Consider the following 18,252-nt stretch of genomic DNA (forward strand, 5'->3'; position numbering starts at 1 on the left):
GCAGCTGACCGTTGTACTAGCAGGGTCGTCAGTTCAATAAGGGATTTCCGCTTCTTTAAATACATTTTCATAAACGTTATCACTTGGCTTTTCAACACCGTTTTGAAGCAACTTTTTTCTAGCGGTATTAAATAAACCACTTGGGATATTTGGAAATTCATTTTCCCAGCCATCTCTTTCATCCAACTGACTTAGAGATTCAACAATAGCAAGATAAATGTTTGGGTATTGCTTCTTAATGTTAGAAGAGTATGTTAAAAACTCTTGAAGATACTTATCAAAATGATGACAGTCGTGTTCTTCAATACCTGTGCAAAACGGAAATCCACTTTCGTCTTCCCAATCTAAGAGAAGACCCCAAAAAGCAAGAAGTGAACCTGCTCTATATCTTGGGTGATTATCATTAAAATGTTCATAATATGTGTACAACAATTTGCCACACCAATCCAAGTCTATGATCCCGCCCATTTCCTTTATTTCATTATGTAATAAGTCCAATTTTCCTTGAATGGAATACATTAATAAATTTCCTTTCCAAACATAGATTTCATAATTATTGTATCAGGTTTCATGTACTACTTAGACTAACCTAACCCATTGGTTTAACAAGAGATTCAACAACGAAGCTTAGGAAAGCTTAAATAAAAACCCCCACGCTACCTTTAACAAGGAAAACATGAAGGTCGTTTTGCTCTTGATATTGATTAAATATCCAGAGAGTTAAGTGGATTATACTTATCATTTTGCTCCCGTAGTTCATTTTCCTACATGGAAACATAATACACTTACACATTGATGTTTTATGCGCATTAATTTCTGTATAGCCCGCTGTTATCCGTTACTCAGCTTTATGATCCTCTTTTCATAATCCTTATTCGTGTTTTTGTTTCCGGCTTTGACATTGATTTATAAAATCAGAGTTTTATGCACACGTAAAGTACACGTAATAATCCCGTTTATTAAGAGGATTTTAAGCATGCTATGAAAGCATGCACACGTACAAAAAATGAAGCTGAACGCGGGGATTGAAGTGCCTTACTCCTCTTGATAAAGAGCATTGGGTTAAATGGTAATAAGGCACGCCCACTCAATTACACATCTTCACAATTAGCCCAAACTTCTAACAATATTTCTTGTTGTATTCTTTTACCTTAATTATTATGCTAGGTTTATAGGAAATTAATACTGCATCTTCAGATCATAGACAGATAAAAAGACATCTTAGAAAGTGAAGTGAAAAAATGTTAAAGGAATTACTATCAAGATTTTCACAGAAGTCTAAACCTAAAGAAATAATAAAAGAAACTGTTGTCACCGCACCTCAAAAAATTTTCTTGTTTCAACCCAATTCAAAAGAGTTAGAAAGTGTTATTAACTCTCCTTATCCAGATGGCAAGGCTCCAGGTTATGTTTATTTTGTTCAAGAACATTTAAATGGTTCTTTTAAAATCGGTAAAACTAAACACATTGACCAGAGAATGAACCTTTTCAATGTTAAATTGCCCTTCGAGAATGAACTTATTTTTCTTATCAAATCGGGGAATCACCATCAAACTGAAGTCGCTTTTCATAAACATTTTGCCCATAAGCGTTTAGAAGGAGAATGGTTCGCTTTAACGCGAGAGGATATTACATGGATTAAAGAAAGAAATTACACAGAAGACATAAATGTGACTATCAATAATCCGTCAGGTTCAGAGCGTAAACAGAAAGATGAAACTATGGCTCTCCCTTTAACAGAGAAACAGATTGAATATGCAAAGTCTATGATTAAAAAGTTAGATCAAGAATACGATTTAATGGTTGATTACTCATCCTTAACCAAGAAGGATTTAGACAGATTAATCGTTTATTTTAGATACAAAAACGTTGGTGCTTTGAATAGCCTAGTTAAAAATGGTGTGCTTAAAGTTAAATAAAAAATCTACTATCATCACAAAATTGGTGAACTACATATTGATATGTGGTTCTTTTTCTTTTTGATAAACAATAGTTTTTAATCACTACATAAGAAAGCTTCTTAACAATAGAAACACGCAGCTAGTTAGCGTGTTCAAAATGGAGGTTTTTGTTGCAAACGCCCTTCCTAAGCGTAGGGTTTTCCTCTCATCAATTCTCCCTCAATTTTTAATTAAGAGGAAATACTGTACCCAAAAGGATATTCTATAAGGCATACCCTCTTTCATAATCGGACTTTAATATACAGGACTATCTCACTTAAAACATTTACAATAAAAGAAAAATATAGAAAAAAACCAGCAACCAAATAAAAAGTTGTGGTAAAATAGTACCGTATCAAGAAAACTATTTAAGCAGGGGGAACAGTATGAAAAAGGTCGTTGGCTTAATTGCAGCTTTATTTTTAATACTCACTTTATTGCCGTTACAAAAAGCAGAAGCAAGTCCAGTAAACAAGAATTACACAGTAAACGTAAGTAAGTTAGATGTACGTGAAAAACCAAGTCCTAAAGCAAAAGTAGTAGGGTCTCTAAAAAAAGGAAAGATTGTATTCGTTTATAGTACCGAATCCGGCGGCTGGTCAAAGATCAAATATAACAACAAAGCAGGTTATGTAGCATCTAGTGGATTAAAAGCAACACAAGGATCAACAACTACCCCTCCTCCTGTCAAAGCTGTTCCGGTTGGTACTGGGAATTTAAAAGGAACAGTAACGTGGCAATATAACAGATATATTGGCACAAAACCAGATGTTGGAGCTAAGGTATTTTTAATACCAATGAATTTCGACTATACAAAATATTCTGAATCGGATTTAACTTTTTACGGTACTATTGGTTCAGTACCCGCAAATTCTAACCTTCATTTTGCGAAGGTAAATGGATATGGACAATATGAAATCTCTGACGTACCAGCCGGAAAGTATCTAGCTGTTATTGTTTCTAACAATACAACTCGTGATTTTAATCAACCGCTTTACATTGAAAGTACATTGAAACCTCTTTTAGGTGCAAAAGCTTATGCAAATTTTAAAATTATGAATTTAAACTTAGACAAGCACGATTGGACTACAATTGAAATTAAACAGGACAAGACACTAGATTACAGCGAGGATTTTGGATACACATACTTGTAATAAACAGATTTGTTAAAGATGTAGAGGGCTATTCCGAAAGAATAGGACTTCCTGTTGGAAGTCCTATTTTTGCTGTTAACGTCTCATACGTATAAAAAAGCTAAGCTGAGTGCGGGGATGAAAGTGCATACGCTGGTTTTAAGAAAGCTTTGCGGTTATTTGGTGATTAATACCCCCATCTATTTGTACACTCCCCCTTTACTTAGAAAAAACACATCTTTAGTTGACATTTAAAAAAATAGTAGCTGCTTAGACAAACTCTTCTTCTAAGCTTGTTATTTTTAGCTAATCACCTTCTCCAGAACTTTATTGCGTTCGCATAGCTTCTTGCTGACGTGGAAGGGGAAAATTTTATTTTGTGCTTTCCTTCCAGTTCCTTCTTTGCTTTTTTAGTCAGTTCTATTCCCTGTCTATTATGCTCTACTTCAAGTTCGATTCCATTGGGCAGCAGCTTGTCTTTATCCCAATCAATCCATTCTCCATATCTTGTCATCCAATCCCGAAGTTCTTCTTTTAATCCCTCCGAAATGGAGATTTCATCTATATCAAGGTTGCTGCCACAATGACTACACCATATAGGATCGCCACCCATATCCCCTTCGATTATCAATTCATAAGGTATGCTTTGTTCACAAGAGCATTCCATTCTCTTCAAGCTCCTTTACTTTCGAATTTCACTGAACGACCTACTGAATTGCTTAAAATTCAATTTTTTTCTTAGGAGAAATGTTTGGTCTGTCTATTAATGCAGCAACCTTCTTTCCTTTTTTAAATCTAATATGATTAAGCCAGTAAACAAAAGCTTCCGTATCGTAATTAACAATATATCCTATCTCTTCATCGTATACCCAATACTTATGGTCATTGTTTCTATCAAAAAGCCAATCGAAAAATTCCATTTGAAGTTGACCAATGTTTCTTCCTACTTTGGCAGGACATCGAACATATTGTGTATCAGGTCCTAAAGACACCTCTATAATCATCTTGTCGCTCCTTTTTGTTTCATTTTCCATTTTAGTCTTCTTTAGCTTTCTTTAACTAACCTAAACAGTCCAACCATACGGATAAACAGCACTAATGTCTAATTAGTTAGTATTTGACCTAAACTGTTGATTAAGAAATCTAACTTTACTAAACATTAATATTGATTTTCAGTTAGTACACAAGGTTTTTTACGCCTTCTTTTCCCGCTCTTTCAAATTCATATAGATAAGAATACTCAAAAAGAAAGCACCTCCGATTGAACTGGTAATCACCCGTAACAATCGAGTTTCATCAAAACCAAAAAGCAAATGCCCTAAAGTATACAATCCTGACAAAACAATAATCCATCGAAGTAATATTTTTTTCATATGCTAGTAACTCCTTATTTTAAACAATAAAAATGTCGTGAAAATATACAATGCTTATGTAAGTTTACTTCTGTCTTCTTTTAAAAGAAAGACGTAGTTAATCAACAGTACGTCCATACTGCACGAAAACGTTTTAAGTTAAAAAGTGAGAGCATCATTTCTTTAATAATAAATAGATGTTAATATGTTATTTTCAATGAATTATTAAAATAAATGGAGAAACAAAATGACTAAAGTGCTGCAATTGTTTTTAGATCAATATTATAATGGTTTAGTTTTAGCACCCGGTTTGTTTTATTCGTGGGAGAATAGTATTCGTTTTGAAATTTCACCGCCTTTCCGATTCGATGAAAAACAAACTTTTCAACGAGCCATCACCTTATTCAATAAGGCTTTTGAGGAAAACAACCATATATTGCTTGTTACAGATGTGCATTCCACAAGCGGGGACAATTTTCTTCAAAGAAAACCTTTAAATGTTTATCTAAAGTACGCGAAACACAAACAAACATTATACAAGCTGCAATATCAACTGTTACCCAGTGTTTTTGATGACCAAGATGAAGAAGACAACGAGGACGAATCGATCACTCATCGTTTTGTTCTTCCTTGTCTGAAAAATGAAATTAAGTATTCCCAACTTTTAAAAGCTATTAGCTATGAAGACTTTGCTCACCCATCTACAATATTGAAAAACAATTATCAAAACGGGTATGATATTTACTTTATTAATCTCTCTAAGAAGATAATTTATCATTTGTATGATGACCGTGGTTGCGATATTCTGGCGGCTGATAAAGAGGATATAAGATTTTTTTACGAAGAATATAGTGATTGGATTTTGGATTATGACCGTGTAAAAATTGATCTGCTGTTTAGAGAGAGAGCATAAGTCTTATTTCAATAATGAGGATTGCTTAATAAAACAAAATAACAACCTTCATGCCGCCTTTTACAGAGGTAACATGAAGGTTGTTTGTTCTTGGTGTTAATTAAATATCTAGAGAGTTAAGTGGATTATATTTATCATTTTGCTCTCTCAATTCATTTCTCCACACGGCAACGCAAGGCAGTGTCACCTTCTAGACGAGGAGGTAAAAAGGGCAACGATAAACAGAAGAAGAAACGCAAATGCCGCTGCGTAAAGGAACAACTTTCCCCCTTCAAATAAAAACCAACCAACAAAACCTATTTCAGCAGCCCCTAATAGAACTTTGAGAGAAGTATTAATTTTACCCTCTTCTAATGATAAAGTAGCAATATTTGTAATACCCATCCATAAAAGCAAAAGAGCAGATATTACATAAAGTGCGATTGGCAACCAAATATTCATTGCTGCACTATAGCTTTGCTGCTCTTCGAAGAGGTTTTGAATATTAATAGAAATAAACTCTGATAAAGAAAGGCCTGTAGTGTCAATGGATAGGGATTTTGCAAGTATTGCTAATCCAAAACAAATAAGAATAAAAAGTATTTGTACGGCATTTATTTTAAAAATTTTTACCCCTAACTCAAACATTTGCATCCCTCCTTTTTAACCACTATATGTAGTCGTTACCTTTATTAAGACAAGTGTATTTGATATCTAAAAAGTATTGAATAATATAAATTTCATTGGAAATTTTTTCGTGTTTGAATTATAGGTACAACCCTAAAATAAAAAGAGATATCTCCATGTAGAGATACCTCTTTTTAACGTATAATGCGTGGTCACATCACTTTATTTTCAACTTCTATTGGTCACACATTTGGTCACATCTTTTGAAAAAAGGCTGTATTTCTGGTCACATTTCAGCTAATTTTGTGTGACCACGCTCTGTTTTCACCTCTTACCGGTTATCTACCGTTTCTGGATACAGGTCATGGTTCATCATGCGGTATTCAGCCATTTTCTCGTATTTTGTGCCAGGCTTCCCGTAGTTCGTGTACGGGTCAATGGAAATCCCGCCACGCGGCGTGAATTTGCCCCATACTTCAATGTAGCGTGGGTCCATCAGTTCAATCAGGTCATTCATGATAATGTTCATGCAGTCCTCATGAAAATCACCGTGATTGCGGAAGCTGAACAAGTACAGCTTCAACGATTTACTTTCGACCATTTTCACATCGGGAATGTAACTGATGTAAATAGTCGCAAAGTCCGGCTGACCCGTCATTGGGCAAAGCGACGTGAATTCCGGGCAGTTGAATTTTACAAAGTAATCACGGTTTTGATGTTTATTGTCAAACGTCTCAAGAACGGATGGGTCATAGTCAAATATATAGTTTGTTCCTTGATTACCAAGTAGCGTAATGTCTTTTAGTTCTTCTTCTTTTCGTCCAGCCATGCCGGAGCCTCCTTATAAATCATATTCTTTTTTATTATAGCAGAGACAGTTTACAATGAGGAAAAGGAGTGGTACAAATGCAGCATGTAACCTCATACACGGAATTTTCAGATATTCTTTCATCCAGCGAAGCCGTGCTGCTTTATGTTTCAAGCCCTGGCTGTTCTGTTTGTCACGCCCTGCTGCCTCAGGTCCAGGCACTTATGCAGGAGTTCCCCCGTGTCACAACGGTTTACGCGAATACGGGAATCGCCCCAGATATTGCCGGCCAGTTTACTGTTTTTTCCGTGCCAGCTGTTCTTTTCTTTTTAAAAGGCAAGGAGCAATTCCGCGTGGTCCGTTTTGTTCCGATCGGAGGCTTAAGAGAAAGTATTGCCAATGCTTTAAAAATCATTTGACAAAAAATTATGAAATCCTTCACAATAATAAGGGAGTATGGAAAGGAGAGAATACAGTGACATTATTAACAAACATTTTAGCGTTTAACGAAACGTTTGTAGAAAACAAAGAATATGAAAAATTTGAGACAACAAAGTTCCCGGATAAGCGTGTCGTCATTTTAACATGCATGGATACACGCCTTGTCGAACTTGTAACTGAAGCCATGAATTTTAAAAACGGAGATGTAAAAATCGTTCGTAACGCCGGCGCGATCGTCAACCATCCGTTTGGATCGATTATGCGAAGCCTGCTGGTTGCTGTGTATCAGCTTCAAGCGGACGAAGTATTGATCGTCGGGCATCATGATTGCGGTATGGGTTCTCTTTCAAGCGATGTCATTATTGATGCAATGAAGGAACGAGGCATTCAGCAGGAAGTAGTGGATACCCTTCGCAACGCTGGAATTGAAGTAGATAAATGGCTGAGCGGCTTTAACAGCGTAGAAGAAAGTGTCGAGCACAGCGTGAAAATGGTTAAGTCTCACCCATTGATGGTGGATTCTATTCCTATACACGGGCTTGTTATTGACCCTTCAACGGGCAAATTAGATCTTGTGGTGGATGGATACAAAAAAGAAGAGGCTCTTTAAAAGAGCCTCTGAGAGTGTAGGCAAAGTAAGAAAGCAGGCTGATTGAAAACATCTGTCTTTCTAGGAACGCCGCCGGCTGGGAAGCGGAGTGACCTTTTCGGGGTCATGAGCATTCACAGCTGGCAAGTGACGCCGAAAGCGGGCGTTTGCGGGCAGCCTGAGCGGCTCTTTAAAAGAGCCGCTTTTTTATGGCTTTAACACCACTTTTATACAGTCATCCGTTTTTGTATCAAACAATTCATAGCCTTTTTTTGCTTGATCGAGCGGCAAAATGTGCGTCACGACATCACCCGGATCCACTTTTCCTTCCGCAATCAGCTTATATAAATAAGGCATGTAGTGAATAACAGGAGCCTGGCCGCCCCGAATATTAACGTTGCGCTGAAAAATGTCACCGAGCGGAAAAGCGTTATAGATTCCACCGTATGCACCTGTTATTTGAATCGTACCGCCTTTGCGGACAGCCTGGCTGGCTGCCACAAGAGCACTTAAAGCACCGCCCTGAAGCTTCATGCCGACCGCAAGAAATTCGATTGGTGTCATTTTCGCATCCATTCCAACGCAATCCATGACTACCTCCGCCCCGCCGCCTGTCATTTCTTTCAGATGATTGCCAATGTTTTGCTCGTCTTCAAAATTCACAATTTCTACTTTATTCGTTTTCTTCGCATGCTCAAGCCGATATCCCACATAATCAACCGCAATGACACGTTTTGCTCCTTTTAACCAGGCAAATTTTTGAGCAAGCAGTCCAACTGGACCGCAGCCGAAAATAATCGCTGTATCTCCCTCTTTTAAGCCGGAATTGTCGACGGTCCAGTAAGCCGTTGAAGCGGCGTCTGCTAAGAGGACGAGTTTCTCATCCTCCACCTCACTGTCTTCTGGAATTTTAAACGGTGTAAAATTCCCATACGGAACACGCATATATTCGGCCTGCCCGCCAGGATATCCCCCTGTCGTGCCGCTATATCCAAAATAAGCGCCCATCTCGCCATTATCATTAGAATTGTCACACTGACTTTCCAGGTCATGCTTACAAAACCAGCATTCTCCGCAGCTGATGTTAAACGGAATAATGACACGGTCTCCTTTTTTTACTTTTGTAACAGCCGGACCGACTTCTTCTACAATCCCCATTGGTTCATGCCCGATAATATAATCTTGTTGAAGATTCGGAATCATGCCATGAATCAAATGCAAATCGGACCCGCAAATAGCTGTTAATGTAGGCTTGACGATAATATCGTCCGGTTTTTGAATGCTGGGTGCTTCTACTTCTTTTACAACCACATTTTTCACACCTTGATATGTGACGGCTTTCATTTTTGAAACCTCCTCCACGATAATGGCATTTATTTAGGCGGGGTTGGAAATAACCCTTTTCGATTTGTATTGGTCGGGAAGAGCGGCAGCCGGGCAATGTCGACAGCCGTTTCAGCAGACTTAATGTCCAGCTGCATTTGTTTATCCACGTCATACGGATAGAGCCAGCCTTTATGCAGCATTAATTCTGTTACTTCACCATGCAGGTCGATACCTTGTTCCAGATGCTTAATCAGCACAGAACGAACTTCCGGCGTAGCTGCTTCTGTTATAGCCAACGCACAGTTTCTTACTCCATTTTTTACAGAGGTCAAAAATTCAAGTGCAATAGCAGAATCAGCAAGTTCCGGCATTCCCACTGAATTGATCGGATCTAAATAATCGTTCACATCTTCTACCTCCAAAAATTAAAATGTTCTGGCTCCCTTATACAGCTCTAACAACTCGTTCGTTTGGTGAATCGACTGCTGTGCGTCTTTTTCCAGCATCGCTTTTAAATCACTGTCAAAGCAGGCACCCTGCATTAGTTTTGATTTGAGCATGCAGCTCGTTTTAAAGTTAATCATCTCATGGAGCTCCATTGTTTCATGAAAGGCCAACTTTTTTTGGTCCATATTTCTCACCCCTATAGTTAGTCACAACATTCATTTTCCCTTTCATTTTCTTCATTTATTCAGAGGGTTCATTCAATCCGTGCATGTTTGAATAAGGAACAGATGAAAAGCCAAAATAAGAAGCGTATATGAATAACTGAAGAGGTGATAAATGTGAGGAATCATTTAGGTCAGCACGAGTCTCTGGAACTGCATGAATTGGTCGTTTTTAAAAGCCTCTGTACGACAAAATCAGCGACGATGAGCAAACTTGCACAGGATCCGGAATTAAAAACCTTGCTTGAAGCAGACGCACAAGCCGGCCAGCAGCACCTTCAACAGCTGAAGCAGCTTTTGCCGGGAGGTGGCGTGACACAATGAATGATTTATTTAAAAGCATAGCAGGCATGGGCGGCATGACGGATCAGGTGATTGCAACGGACTTTTTGATTTCTGCCAAATCCGGTGTAAGGAATGCAGCGTTCGCGCTTACGGAAGCCGTAACACCTGAATTGCGTTCGGCCCTGCGTGAACAGCTTATGGCCACTGTTTCAACTCATGAAAGCATCAGCAAATATATGATGGAAAAAGGATATTACCATCCTTACAACCTGGAAGAACAGGCGAAAATCGATCTGGCTGTCGCACAAACAAGCCAGGACCTTGTAAAATAGCAACCCCATCCTCCTGCTTTGTCTGCTCCTACTAAGTGAAAGACAAGGCTTTTATTCACCTTTAAAACCATAAAAAAACTGCCGGCATCCCATTCGGCAGTTTTTATTTCTTTCTTTATACAGAGCGGTTCCAGTGACGGTGTTCAGCAAGAGCAGCGAGGAAGGTGTCTGCATAGCCCTCAGAAGGCGATGCTTCCGCTACTACGCCCGGATCACCAGGCAAATCCGCGATCAAATCCACGCTGTCATCTGTCGCTCCTACGGTTTTAAAGTGTTCATATGCTTCTGTTAAAAAACCTTTTGCCTGCTTTTTCGCTTTTGGATCGGCACTCAGCCCGCTTGCTGCGTAAACGGCATCAAATAAAACCGAGTCGGCTGTCAGGAAAGTATGGTCTACTTCAAGCTCCGCTCCGTCATCGCCTTTGATTGTTCCCTGCTTTGTGCTCACCACTTCAGGACGAGTGCCGGCTTTTTCAAAGGCTTTGTAAATATCGGTCATCGTTTTGCCCGAGAAGCCCTCGCCTGCTAGGATTGCAATTTTGCGAGTTGCCACCCCTTTAACCGGGTTTGCTTCCTGGCTTAGTGCCGGCGAAGATTTGGTAATGGACGATTCCTCTACATCGGATGGTGCCTGCACACCAATGGCATCAGCTACTTGTGCCGCCAGGCCTGCATTGACATTCGCAAACATATTCACAACCTGCTGGCGAATATCTTTGCTTTTTACTTTGCCCAGTTCAAAGCTGAATGCTTCAATAATATGTTTCTTTTCAACCTCTGTCATACTGTTCCAAAACAGGGCAGCCTGTGAAAAATGGTCTTTAAAACTGTCGCTGCGGCGCGCTACTTTACGGCCTTCTACTTTTTCCTGGTAATGAGCGTAGCCGCCTTCTTCTTCCTTGGCCGGTGACGGCGTATTTTGAGCCAGCGAGTTTTTATGGTAGCTCACCTGCCCGACGTTAATCGTCTGGCGCCCGTACCCATCACGCTGGTTATTAAAGAACGGGCAGACAGGGCGGTTAATCGGCAGCTCATGGAAGTTTGGCCCGCCGAGGCGGATAAGCTGTGTATCGGTATAAGAGAAAAGCCGTCCCTGCAGGAGCGGATCATTGGTAAAATCAATTCCCGGTACAACGTGGCCCGGATGGAAAGCCGCTTGTTCTGTTTCGGCAAATACATTATCGACGTTACGGTTAAGCGTCATTTTTCCAATGATTTTTACCGGTACGTCTTCTTCCGGCCAAATTTTAGTTGGATCAAGCACATCAAAATCAAATTTAAATTCGTCTTCTTCGTTAATCATCTGCACGCCAAACTCGAATTCTGGATAATCCCCCATTTCGATCGATTCCCACAGGTCGCGGCGGTGGAAATCCGGATCTTTACCGGCAATTTTTTGCGCTTCATCCCATACGAGTGATTTAATACCGAGAACCGGCTTCCAATGAAACTTTACAAACCGCGCTTTTCCTTCTTCATTCACAAAACGGAATGTATGAACACCGAATCCTTCCATCATCCGGTAGCTGCGTGGAATCGCACGATCGGATAAATGCCACATCACCATATGAGCTGATTCCTGGTTGTTAGCAATAAAATCCCAGAATGTATCATGGGCACTTGCTGCCTGAGGCATTTCATTGTGAGGCTCCGGCTTGACGGCATGAATCAAGTCTGGAAACTTGATCGCATCCTGGATAAAAAAGACCGGGATGTTATTACCGACAAGGTCGTAGTTTCCTTCCTCCGTATAAAACTTCGTTGAGAAGCCGCGCACGTCACGAACCGTATCTCCCGAACCGCGGGAGCCCGCTACAGTCGAATAACGAACAAAGACCGGTGTTTTCTTCGATGGATCCTGTAAAAAGCCGGCTTTTGTATATTCTTTCATAGACTCATATACTTGAAAGTACCCATGCGCTGCAAACCCGCGTGCATGAACGACCCGCTCTGGAATGCGCTCATGGTCAAAATGGGTCATTTTTTCACGAAAATGAAAATCTTCCATCAATGTAGGCCCGCGGTCCCCCGCTTTCAATGAATGTTCATCTTCTGACACGCGAAGTCCCTGATTCGTTGTTAATTTTTCTCCTTGATCGCTTACACGGAACTCATCCAGCTGTTTGTTTTTGCTGTTTTCGTTAATCGCCATGCTTTAGCCCCCTTATTGATACATTCACTAAAAGTTCATTACTTACTGTACGTACCACTTTTTAAATGGACTAAAACAAAAAAAGACAGCATATTCATCCAAAACAGACAAATGTTGTGGATTACATTGCCATATTCGACCCAATTATTCAAAATATCCTGCTCAAACAGGGAAATTTTTCTTTTATTCAGACCAATTTTCTTACAAAATGAATCATTATTTTTGCTGATGTGACGCTTTCTTCCAAATGATACGATAGAAGTGAAATGAATGAATAGGCGGTGGATTATGGAAAAAGCAAGACTCGGCATTTTACTTCTTTTTTTACTCGGCTTTGTCGGACTGGCAGGACAGCCGGCTTCAGCCCACGCTCAAACGGGCTCCATCACAGGAGACCGCGTAAATGTACGTGAAAGCCCTTCTCTTTCGGCTTCTGTTCTTGGACAGGTACATACGGGAGACCGCGTCTCTATTCTTTCATCCCAAAATGGCTGGGTGCAGATCTCCTACGGAAGCCAAAAAGCCTGGGTTAGCGGACAATTTGTCGGAGGAGCAGCCGAAAAAACAGCTTCTTCAGGAGAATTTGTCCGCATTCAAACAGAGGGGACCAATTTGCGAAGCGGCCCTTCGACATCTTCCTCTGTCATTGTTCAAGGATCTGTCGGTGAGCGTTACCCGGTTACAGGACGAAGCGGAGATTGGATTCGTATTCGCCTTGCAAGCGGAAATGAAGCTTATGTAGCAAGCTGGGTTGTATCTGGACAAGGCCAAGGAACCCATGCCTCTACTTCTGCTTCTTCTTTACAGGGCAAAGTGATTGTTCTGGATCCCGGCCATGGGGGAGTGGACGGCGGAACGTCTGGTTTATACGGCACCATTGAAAAAAATGTGACGCTTCAAACAGCTTGGAAGCTGCGTGATATTTTGGCTGCGAGTGGAGCAACCGTTGTATTAACCCGGACAGGTGATCAATATGTACCGCTGCCATCCCGGACAGCTGATTACGGAGCAGATGCTTTTATCAGCCTGCATTATGACGGGGCACAGAGCCAGCAGGCAGCCGGCCATACAGCTTATTACTATCATGCGGGGCACCAAGAGCTTGCCCGTTCTTTAAACGAAGGGCTAAATGGAACGCTGCCGAATGCAAACCGCGGGACACAGTATGGCGATTATTTCGTTCTTCGTGAAAATCAGCGGCCCGCTGCCCTGCTTGAGCTTGGTTATTTAACAAATCCAGCTGAAGAATCCTCAATCGTGTCAGCTGCCTACCAGCAGCAGGCAGCAGCCGGGATTCGAGACGGCTTAGCCTCTTATTTTTCTCGTTAACAGCACAAACAGCGCCCGGCTTTTTGCCTGGCGCTGTTTTTTTATCAATATATTAGGTCAACAAGATCCTCGGTCGTAACATTTCCGAAGTAATGCTTCATATCCAGCGGCTCAAGCGCCTGGCGTATAGCGCCCTTTTCATACTTTGTTCCAAGGAGCGCCTTTTCCACTTCAGCTACATCCCCCGCACCAAAAAAGTCACCGAAAACGCGTGCTGTTTGAATGTCTCCTCCTTTTACATGGAGGCGCACATCAATAAGCCCAACCGGAAATCGATGAGAGCGTTCAATATTAAAAGCCGGCGATTTGCCGTAGTTCCAATCCCAATTTCCGTAGCGCTCGGCTGAAATCTGGTGAATGGCTTTCCAGTCTTCTTCCGTCAGCACATATTCTTTTACTTGCTCTTCACCATTAAAAATTTGGGTTAAAATAAATTGTTTAAACTGGGTAATAGACATTTTTTGCTCAATCAAGTCAGATATATTTGCCACACGGCTGCGAATCGATTTAATGCCTTTAGATTCAATTTTGTCTTTACGCACCTTAAGGGCAGCCACGACATCATTCATATTCGTATCAAACAGGAGCGTCCCATGTGTAAACATACGCCCTTTTGTGGCAAATTGGGCGTTTCCTGAGATCTTAAACCCGTTAGCTGTTAAATCATTGCGCCCGCTCATTTCCGCATTCAAGCCGAGTTTGTTCAATGCTGCTACAACAGGCTCGGTAAACTTGCGGAAGTTATGAAAGCTGTCTCCATCATCTTTTGTAATAAAGCTGAAATTTAAATTGCCAAGATCGTGGTAAACCGCGCCGCCGCCGGACAGACGGCGGACAACGTGAATACCGTTTTCCTCGACATAATCTACATTTATTTCTTCAATGGTATTCTGGTTTTTACCGATAATGATAGAAGGTTCGTTAATGTAAAAAAGCAGATAAGATTCTTCAATATCCAAGTGTTTAACGGCATATTCTTCAATCGCTAAATTAATGCGCGGATCGGTAATCCCTTTGTTGTCAATAAAAAGCATCGTACACCTCCGAATTGGTTTAGTTCAAATGTAGCATATTGAGATTCGTTCTCAAAGAAAAAGCACCCGATTCCGGATGCTTTATTCTCTGCCGAAATTCATGCGCTGGTAACGGCCGCGAATCATTTCGTATATGCCATATAATAGAAGCCCTGCTGCGGTAAGGCCGAGTAAAAACTGTCCGTACGGCTGCGAAGCAAGCTCTGCCAACGCCCCGTCAATGCCTTTTGTTTCATTCGGATTGGCTGTAACAGCCGTTTTAATAAAGAAAAAACCGATCATCGCGAGCACAATTCCCCTTGCAAGGAGTCCAGCTTTTCCTGCTCTTCGGGCAAGGCCTATTTCTTTTTTATTCATTTCATTCGTTTTAAAATATTGCATAAATTTTCCCTTAAAGCCCCGGTATAATTCTATACATCCATACACAATAATGATAAGTCCAATACAGCCAATGATCCACTGCCCAAACGGCTGGGCCAGAAGCTTTGCGGAAATGGTTTTCTCCGAGTTTCCTCCTCCGCCGGCATGGATAGCAAGCCGGATGGCAGTGAGAGCCAGGCTGCCATAAATAGCCGCACTGATCATGTAACCAATCCGTTTTACCGTTCCTTTAGCTCCAGTGCCTTCATGCTGGACATCTTTTATCGACTTGATGAGTTCCCATATCACATATCCAATCAGACCAATGCCAATAAGCCAGAGCAATATCTGGCCAAATGGTTCGTCAGCTACAGTCACGAGGGCGCCGCTTGTATCGGTCGTTCCTCCGCCGGCGCCTGCTGCTGCCATCAGGGCAAAGAGGCCAACGAGCACATACACCGTTCCTTTTGCCATATGCCCCAGCCGCCCGAATCTCCGAATCCACGGTTTAGCTTCATGTACTTTTGATCGCATGCTTTCTTTTGCTGTCATCTTTTCTCCCTCCCTCCACTTTCGTTTTCCTTTCTTATTCCCGTTTTTTGTTTTTACGCAAACTGGTATTTTTTTGGTCCATGAGTCCTTTTTGGTACGCAGCCATGGAAAAAGAACGAATAAAGTTATGCACTTGGCTTTCTTTTCTTCCATTTAAGCGAAGCATGCAGCAGAACGAAAAAAGCACCCTTTTTTAGGTGCTTTTTTCAGATAGATACACGGCAGCCGCCGTTTCGCTTTGATTGATACAACAGTCCATCTGCTTCTTTCATTAAAGACTGAACCGGTACTCGTTTCGTGTCAGCGATCCCAGCCGATAAAAGAACGCCATATGTACGGAGTTCTTGATTCCGCTTGCTTTCATCGATTATTTCCTGGGCGAATAGAGATGCTTCCTCTGCTGATCGGTGCAAAAAGAGCACACCAAATTCATCACCGCCAAATCGAAAACCATAGGCATCGTCAGGAATGATTTGCTTGATAACTGAAGCAACCTCTATTAAAACATGGTCTCCCGCTTCGTGTCCAAACCGGTCATTTACTTGTTTAAACTTATCCAGATCGATCATTAAAAGAGCATGTGTCTCTTTTTCAATCCAATCAGATGTCAGGACCCGCTTCCAGTAAACACGATTGTACAAGCCGGTTAATCCGTCCTGGATAAGCAGACGCTCGGTATCAATGGCATAAGACAGGAAGGAAGCAAGCTTCTTCAGAATTTGAACTGTTTTGTTGTCGTATCGATTTAAGGATGTGTGAATGGAGCAAAGAGCACCGAATGTGCTGCCGTCCCCTAAAGAAATAGGTACACCTGCGTACGAGCCAATATTCAGCGAGTACGTAAAATCATGACGCTTTGTACGCTCGTCTTCCTTAGCATTCTTAATCAGCATCGGCTGTCCGCTTGCATAAGGGATTTGGCAATACGTATCCTGGAGCCGGACAGTTTTCCCTGCTTGAACCAAAATATCACTTTTAGAAAGGGTCTGTAATACCTTCAGACGATCCCTTTCAACCAAGCTGATATAAAATGTTTCATCGCCGATTAAATCGTTGGCTATCGACAAAATATCCGCAAAGACGCGGGAAAATGCTGCTGTTTCCAGCCAGTCTGTTTTCACTTCTTCACCTTCTTTCATCCATGCAATCATTCATTTCAGTATAACGATGAAACAGCAAAAAGTCAGCTCTGCGCGGCTGACTTTTTGCTGTATTTTATTCGAATAATGTTGGAAGCTGGTTGATTAATGTGTAGCCGCCCATAAAGGCCATAAGCACAACGACAATGACTCCTGCGGCTGTCATCCAAATCGGGTGGCGGTATTCACCAACAATCGATTTTTTATAAGCTGCAATGAGCATAACCGTAAGTGCGATCGGCAGGATAAGACCATTTAATGCCCCGGCTAAAATAAGCATTTTCACCGGTTTACCAATGGTTATGAAAATAACAGTGGAAAGCAAAATAAATACGACAATGATTGACTTATCATACTTTGCAATCGTTGGGTGGAACGTGCGGATAAACGAAACAGATGTGTAAGCTGCGCCGACAACAGATGTAATGGCAGCTGCCCACATCACCACACCAAACAGGCGGTATCCGATGTTACCTGCAGCCAGCTGGAACACAGACGCTGGCGGGTTTTCCGGATTAATCGGCAAGCCCTGCGCCACAACACCGAGTGCAGCAAGGAAAAGAAAAATACGCATGATTGAAGCGATTCCGATAGCAGATACTGAGCTCTTCGTCACCTGCGGAACTGCACCGACTCCTTTTATTCCTGCATCTAAAAGACGATGTCCTCCAGCAAATGTAATATAGCCGCCCACTGTACCGCCAACAAGGGTAACGATCGCAAGCAGGTCAATCGTATCCGGGGCAAATGTTTTGATTACCGCTTCCCCGACCGGAGGGCTTGCCTTAAAGACAACAAACAGGGTAAGGCCAATCATGACAAACCCCATTAGTTGTGTAAACTTATCCATTAATAGACCGGCTTCTTTCACAAGAAAGATGGCGACGGCAATGACAGCACTAATAATAGCACCCATCACCGGGTCTATCCCGAAAATAACATTGGCACCAAGACCGGCACCACCAATATTACCGATATTAAAAGCAATGCCGCCCAAAACAATCAGCACAGCAAGCACGTAGCCCAGACCCGGGAAAACGAGGTTTGCAATATCCTGCGCCCGCTTTTCCGCCACAACAAGAATTCTCCAAATATTCGTCTGAGCGCCAATATCCAGCAAAATCGAAACTAAAATAACAAAACCGAAGCTGGCGGCGAGCTGCTCAGTAAAAACCGTTGTCTGCGTTAAAAAGCCAGGTCCAATGGCGGAAGTTGCCATTAAAAAGGCAGCGCCTAATAATATACTCCAATTTGATTTTTCCTGCTGTTGAAGCTGTTTTTGTTTTGACATAT

At 41.4% G+C, this 18,252-nt stretch carries 22 protein-coding genes; 8 read left to right on the forward strand and 14 right to left on the reverse strand.

Annotated elements, in window-relative coordinates; all coding sequences use genetic code 11:
- Nucleotides 1-33 precede the first annotated feature (33 nt).
- Entirely contained in the window at nucleotides 34-519 is a 486-nt protein-coding gene (locus tag M3221_RS12005; protein ID WP_251272001.1) for a hypothetical protein, read from the reverse strand.
- A gap of 722 nt (nucleotides 520-1,241) precedes the next feature.
- Between M3221_RS12005 and M3221_RS12010 the strand changes: the two genes are divergently transcribed.
- Both M3221_RS12010 and M3221_RS12015 read left to right on the forward strand, forming a co-directional pair.
- The gene (locus M3221_RS12010; RefSeq protein ID WP_251272002.1) at nucleotides 1,242-1,919 is read left to right on the forward strand and encodes a GIY-YIG nuclease family protein; all 678 of its coding nucleotides are present in this window, start codon (nucleotides 1,242-1,244) and stop codon (nucleotides 1,917-1,919) included.
- 407 nt (nucleotides 1,920-2,326) lie between these two features.
- Nucleotides 2,327-3,094, forward strand: coding sequence for an SH3 domain-containing protein (locus tag M3221_RS12015; protein WP_251272003.1), 768 nt, complete (start codon nucleotides 2,327-2,329; stop codon nucleotides 3,092-3,094).
- A gap of 289 nt (nucleotides 3,095-3,383) precedes the next feature.
- On the opposite strand, the gene M3221_RS12020 is transcribed toward M3221_RS12015, so the two are convergent.
- The 3 genes from M3221_RS12020 to M3221_RS12030 form a co-directional block, all read right to left on the reverse strand.
- A complete protein-coding gene (locus M3221_RS12020) occupies nucleotides 3,384-3,740 on the reverse strand; it encodes a hypothetical protein (protein WP_251272004.1) in 357 nt (118 codons plus the stop codon).
- Nucleotides 3,741-3,792: 52 nt separating this feature from the next.
- On the reverse strand, nucleotides 3,793-4,107 hold the full coding sequence (locus M3221_RS12025; protein ID WP_251272005.1) for a hypothetical protein: 315 nt from the start codon (nucleotides 4,105-4,107) through the stop codon (nucleotides 3,793-3,795).
- Between the two features lie 159 nt (nucleotides 4,108-4,266).
- The gene (locus M3221_RS12030; protein WP_251272006.1) at nucleotides 4,267-4,446 is read right to left on the reverse strand and encodes a hypothetical protein; all 180 of its coding nucleotides are present in this window, start codon (nucleotides 4,444-4,446) and stop codon (nucleotides 4,267-4,269) included.
- Nucleotides 4,447-4,672: 226 nt separating this feature from the next.
- On the opposite strand from M3221_RS12030, the gene M3221_RS12035 reads away from it, so the two are divergent.
- Complete coding sequence (locus tag M3221_RS12035; RefSeq protein WP_251272007.1) at nucleotides 4,673-5,338, forward strand: DUF3885 domain-containing protein; 666 nt, start codon at nucleotides 4,673-4,675, stop codon at nucleotides 5,336-5,338.
- Between the two features lie 183 nt (nucleotides 5,339-5,521).
- On the opposite strand, the gene M3221_RS12040 is transcribed toward M3221_RS12035, so the two are convergent.
- Entirely contained in the window at nucleotides 5,522-5,965 is a 444-nt protein-coding gene (locus M3221_RS12040; protein WP_251272008.1) for a hypothetical protein, read from the reverse strand.
- Nucleotides 5,966-6,275: 310 nt separating this feature from the next.
- Entirely contained in the window at nucleotides 6,276-6,773 is a 498-nt protein-coding gene (gene queF, locus M3221_RS12045; RefSeq protein WP_242233818.1) for a preQ(1) synthase, read from the reverse strand.
- Nucleotides 6,774-6,850: 77 nt separating this feature from the next.
- On the opposite strand from queF, the gene M3221_RS12050 reads away from it, so the two are divergent.
- On the forward strand, nucleotides 6,851-7,171 hold the full coding sequence (locus M3221_RS12050; RefSeq protein WP_251272009.1) for a thioredoxin family protein: 321 nt from the start codon (nucleotides 6,851-6,853) through the stop codon (nucleotides 7,169-7,171).
- A gap of 56 nt (nucleotides 7,172-7,227) precedes the next feature.
- On the forward strand, nucleotides 7,228-7,803 hold the full coding sequence (locus M3221_RS12055) for a beta-class carbonic anhydrase (protein ID WP_251272010.1): 576 nt from the start codon (nucleotides 7,228-7,230) through the stop codon (nucleotides 7,801-7,803).
- Between the two features lie 186 nt (nucleotides 7,804-7,989).
- Here M3221_RS12055 and M3221_RS12060 read toward each other — a convergent pair whose 3' ends face one another.
- The 3 genes from M3221_RS12060 to M3221_RS12070 are packed head-to-tail and all read right to left on the reverse strand — an operon-like array spanning nucleotide 7,990 to nucleotide 9,740.
- Nucleotides 7,990-9,126: a zinc-dependent alcohol dehydrogenase gene (locus M3221_RS12060; RefSeq protein ID WP_251272011.1), complete on the reverse strand. Its 1,137-nt coding sequence runs from the start codon at nucleotides 9,124-9,126 to the stop codon at nucleotides 7,990-7,992.
- 29 nt (nucleotides 9,127-9,155) lie between these two features.
- Nucleotides 9,156-9,515, reverse strand: a complete 360-nt coding sequence (locus M3221_RS12065; protein WP_242233822.1) for a spore coat protein — start codon at nucleotides 9,513-9,515, stop codon at nucleotides 9,156-9,158.
- An 18-nt stretch (nucleotides 9,516-9,533) separates the two neighbouring features.
- Nucleotides 9,534-9,740: a spore coat protein gene (locus tag M3221_RS12070; RefSeq protein ID WP_251272012.1), complete on the reverse strand. Its 207-nt coding sequence runs from the start codon at nucleotides 9,738-9,740 to the stop codon at nucleotides 9,534-9,536.
- Between the two features lie 153 nt (nucleotides 9,741-9,893).
- Here M3221_RS12070 and M3221_RS12075 point away from each other — a divergent pair, with 153 nt between their 5' ends.
- Together M3221_RS12075 and M3221_RS12080 are read left to right on the forward strand one after the other, a co-directional pair.
- On the forward strand, nucleotides 9,894-10,100 hold the full coding sequence (locus tag M3221_RS12075) for a hypothetical protein (RefSeq protein WP_251272013.1): 207 nt from the start codon (nucleotides 9,894-9,896) through the stop codon (nucleotides 10,098-10,100).
- Nucleotides 10,097-10,393, forward strand: coding sequence for a spore coat protein (locus M3221_RS12080; RefSeq protein ID WP_251272014.1), 297 nt, complete (start codon nucleotides 10,097-10,099; stop codon nucleotides 10,391-10,393). The genes M3221_RS12075 and M3221_RS12080 overlap by 4 nt, the downstream gene beginning before the upstream one ends.
- A 115-nt stretch (nucleotides 10,394-10,508) precedes the next feature.
- Here M3221_RS12080 and M3221_RS12085 read toward each other — a convergent pair whose 3' ends face one another.
- A complete protein-coding gene (locus tag M3221_RS12085; protein ID WP_251272015.1) occupies nucleotides 10,509-12,545 on the reverse strand; it encodes a catalase in 2,037 nt (678 codons plus the stop codon).
- Nucleotides 12,546-12,833: 288 nt separating this feature from the next.
- On the opposite strand from M3221_RS12085, the gene M3221_RS12090 reads away from it, so the two are divergent.
- The gene (locus M3221_RS12090) at nucleotides 12,834-13,874 is read left to right on the forward strand and encodes an N-acetylmuramoyl-L-alanine amidase (protein ID WP_251272016.1); all 1,041 of its coding nucleotides are present in this window, start codon (nucleotides 12,834-12,836) and stop codon (nucleotides 13,872-13,874) included.
- Nucleotides 13,875-13,918: 44 nt separating this feature from the next.
- Here the strand turns inward: M3221_RS12090 and M3221_RS12095 are convergent, their stop codons facing one another.
- The 4 genes from M3221_RS12095 to M3221_RS12110 all read right to left on the reverse strand — a co-directional run bounded on the left by M3221_RS12095 (nucleotide 13,919) and on the right by M3221_RS12110 (nucleotide 18,250).
- Nucleotides 13,919-14,908, reverse strand: a complete 990-nt coding sequence (locus tag M3221_RS12095) for a lipoate--protein ligase (protein WP_251272017.1) — start codon at nucleotides 14,906-14,908, stop codon at nucleotides 13,919-13,921.
- An 81-nt stretch (nucleotides 14,909-14,989) separates the two neighbouring features.
- Nucleotides 14,990-15,820 (reverse strand): DUF1206 domain-containing protein, encoded by an 831-nt coding sequence (locus tag M3221_RS12100; RefSeq protein ID WP_251272018.1) that lies wholly within the window; start codon nucleotides 15,818-15,820, stop codon nucleotides 14,990-14,992.
- A gap of 206 nt (nucleotides 15,821-16,026) precedes the next feature.
- Nucleotides 16,027-16,959: a sensor domain-containing diguanylate cyclase gene (locus M3221_RS12105; protein WP_251272019.1), complete on the reverse strand. Its 933-nt coding sequence runs from the start codon at nucleotides 16,957-16,959 to the stop codon at nucleotides 16,027-16,029.
- 76 nt (nucleotides 16,960-17,035) lie between these two features.
- The gene (locus M3221_RS12110) at nucleotides 17,036-18,250 is read right to left on the reverse strand and encodes an NRAMP family divalent metal transporter (protein WP_251272020.1); all 1,215 of its coding nucleotides are present in this window, start codon (nucleotides 18,248-18,250) and stop codon (nucleotides 17,036-17,038) included.
- Between the last annotated feature and the right edge of the window lie 2 nt (nucleotides 18,251-18,252).

This window comes from Domibacillus indicus (genome assembly GCF_023715895.1).
In the GTDB taxonomy this organism is placed as follows: domain Bacteria; phylum Bacillota; class Bacilli; order Bacillales; family Domibacillaceae; genus Domibacillus; species Domibacillus indicus_A.